Consider the following 2,718-nt stretch of genomic DNA (forward strand, 5'->3'; position numbering starts at 1 on the left):
ATTCGGCGCTATCCGCGCTTTCCTCACCAGCTCCAGACCCTCTGGCCGGTCCTGCCTCGCAGACTTTATCAGAGCCACTCTCGCTTCTCCAACTCGGCGCTTTCACGCTTTCTGCCGGATTAGCAGCTGTTTCTCTGCTTTGTCCTGGAGGACTTTATCGGATCTTGCTTTCTTCTCCAATTCGGCGAATTCTCGCTCTTATCGGATAAAGCAATATCCGCACCAGCACAGCAGGAGACAATCAATCAACGGTTCGTCCTGCCTCGATCGTCTGGTCCGAGGACCAGACAGAGACTCTGAACCGAGCTGATGCTCGAGAGTGTTGGTGGCCGACTCAGGGGCCGGAAGCCCGCCCGAAGACTCGCGCTTGCTTCCCGCCGCACCCCGGCGACCAGATGAACATTACGCCTCCATGACGCGCTTGCCAAATCGAGGAACGCCCCAGCGAAGACTGTCACCTTCGCCGGGGCGTTCCCGCAGGTCAGAAGCTACTTGAGCCGCACGCCCGCGAACTTCTTCTTGCCCCTGCGCAGCACGATCCACCCGTCACCGAGCAACTCTTTTTCGTCGAGCGACCCTTCGGAGTCCTCGACGCGGACGTTGTTGACGTACGCGCCGCCCTCGGCGATCGTTCGGCGGGCATCCCCCTTGGAGGAGACCAGGCCGGCGGCGACGAAGAGGTCGACGTACGTCGGCAGCTCCTCACCACGCTCCAGCTCGACGGCACCGGCCTCCGTGATGGCGGCGGCCAGCGTCGTACGGCTCAGGGTTGCCAGGTCGCCACCTCCGAAGAGCGCGGCCGCGGCCTGCTTGGCCTGCTCGGTCTCCCCTGCCCCGTGGACGAGCGTCGTCATGTGGTCGGCGAGCGCCTTCTGCGCCACTCGCAGGAACGGCTTCTCCGCGTGCTGTGCTTCCAGGCTCTCGATCTCCTCGTGGGACAGGAAGGTGAAGACGCGCAGCATCTCCCCCACCTTGGCGTCCTCGACGTTGAGCCAGAACTGGTGGAAGGCGTAGGGCGACATCATCGTCGGGTCGAGCCAGAGGGCGCCGCCCTCGGTCTTGCCGTACTTGGTGCCGTCGGCCTTCGTGATCAGCGGAGTGGTGAAAGCGTGCACCGTCTCGCCGGTGACCCGACGGACCAGCTCGACACCCCCGGTGATGTTCCCCCACTGGTCCGAGCCGCCGAACTGGATGCTGACCCCGTGCGTACGGAAAAGGTTCAGGTAATCCATGGACTGCAGCAGGATGTAGGAGAACTCGGTGTAGGAGATGCCGTCCTCGAGACGCTTCTTCACCGTGTCGCGAGCGAGCATCCGGTTGACCGGGAAGTGCTTGCCGATGTCACGCAGGAAGTCGATCACCGACAGTGACGTGGTCCAGTCGGCGTTGTTGACCATCGTCGCGGCGGTGTCGCCCTCGAACGAGACGAAGCGCTCGATCTGGCTGCGCACCTTGCCGACCCATTCCTTGACGGTCTCGGGCGAGTTGAGGGTGCGCTCACCGGAGTCGCGCGGGTCGCCGATCATGCCGGTGGCACCACCGACCAGCACGTAGGGCGTGTGGCCGGCCTGCTGCAGACGCATCGCCATGGTGATCTGGAGGAGGTTGCCCATGTGCAGGCTCGGCGCGGTGGGGTCGAACCCGATATAGAACTTCACACTCCCGCCGGCCAGCGCTTCTCGGAGCGCGTCGCGGTCCGTCGAGTCGGCGATGAGGCCTCGCCACTCGAGGTCGTCGAGGAGTGTGGGATCGATGGACACGTGGTGCCTTTCTCAGATCGTTCTCAGATGGTGTTTCCGGGGCCCGGAACGGGTTGTCCCGAAAGCAAGGGTAGTGGGCGATACCCCCTAGAGTTGACCACTGGCGTTCGCGACGAGATTTGAGGGGACCTGGGTGATCGCAGGGAGGTACCGGCTCGAGAGGGAGCTCGGCCGAGGAGCGATGGGGGCCGTCTGGCTCGCCACCGACGACGTGCTGGGACGTTCTGTCGCCCTCAAACAGCTGGTCGCGCTCGACGGCGTCTCCGACGCCGCGGTCGAGCGCGAGGCCCGGCTCGCGGCACGCCTGGTGCACCCGAACGTGGTCGCCGTCTTCGATCTCGTACGCGACGACGACAAGCCGTGGCTGGTGATGGAGTACGTCGAGGGCAAGACCCTCGCCCACATGGTGCGCGACGACGGTCCCCTGCCCGTCGAGGACGCCGCGAAGCTGATCGGCCAGGTCGCCTCCGCCCTGCGCGCGGCCCATGCCGCCGGGATCGTCCACCGGGACGTGAAACCCGCCAACATCGTGGTCGGCCGCGCCGAGCGTGCCAAGCTGACCGACTTCGGGATCGCGCGCGGGGTCGACTCCCAGACCACGCAGACCGGGCAGGTCACCGGCTCACCGGCGTACCTCGCTCCGGAGATCGCCACCGGCGGAAAGGCCACCCCGGCCAGCGACATGTGGTCGCTGGGGGCCACGCTGTTCCAGGCGCTGACGGGCGAGCCTCCCTACGGGATCGGCGACAACGCGCTGGCGACGCTGTATCGGGTCGTGCACGAGGACCCGCCGCGTACGCCGCTGGCCGGCCGGCTCGCGCCTCTGCTCGAGCACACCATGGCCTACGACCCGGCCGACCGGTGGTCGGCTCAGGACGTCCTCGACTTCCTGGCCGGTCGGATCTCGGCCGAGAAGCTGGAGCCGGCGTCGACGCCTAAGCAGGCCGACTCCGCCTAA

General features: G+C 66.1%; 2 protein-coding genes. One reads left to right on the forward strand and one right to left on the reverse strand.

All coding sequences use genetic code 11. The features are described from left to right. Positions 1–488: 488 nt before the first annotated feature. On the reverse strand, positions 489–1,760 hold the full coding sequence (gene tyrS / locus ACFVJS_RS27395) for a tyrosine--tRNA ligase (protein WP_378886704.1): 1,272 nt from the start codon (positions 1,758–1,760) through the stop codon (positions 489–491). 133 nt (positions 1,761–1,893) lie between these two features. On the opposite strand from tyrS, the gene ACFVJS_RS27400 reads away from it, so the two are divergent. Then, complete coding sequence (locus ACFVJS_RS27400; protein ID WP_378886705.1) at positions 1,894–2,718, forward strand: serine/threonine-protein kinase; 825 nt, start codon at positions 1,894–1,896, stop codon at positions 2,716–2,718.

Origin of the sequence: Nocardioides sp. NPDC057772 (assembly GCF_042798075.1) — a bacterium.
Taxonomy (GTDB): Bacteria; Actinomycetota; Actinomycetes; order Propionibacteriales; family Nocardioidaceae; genus Nocardioides.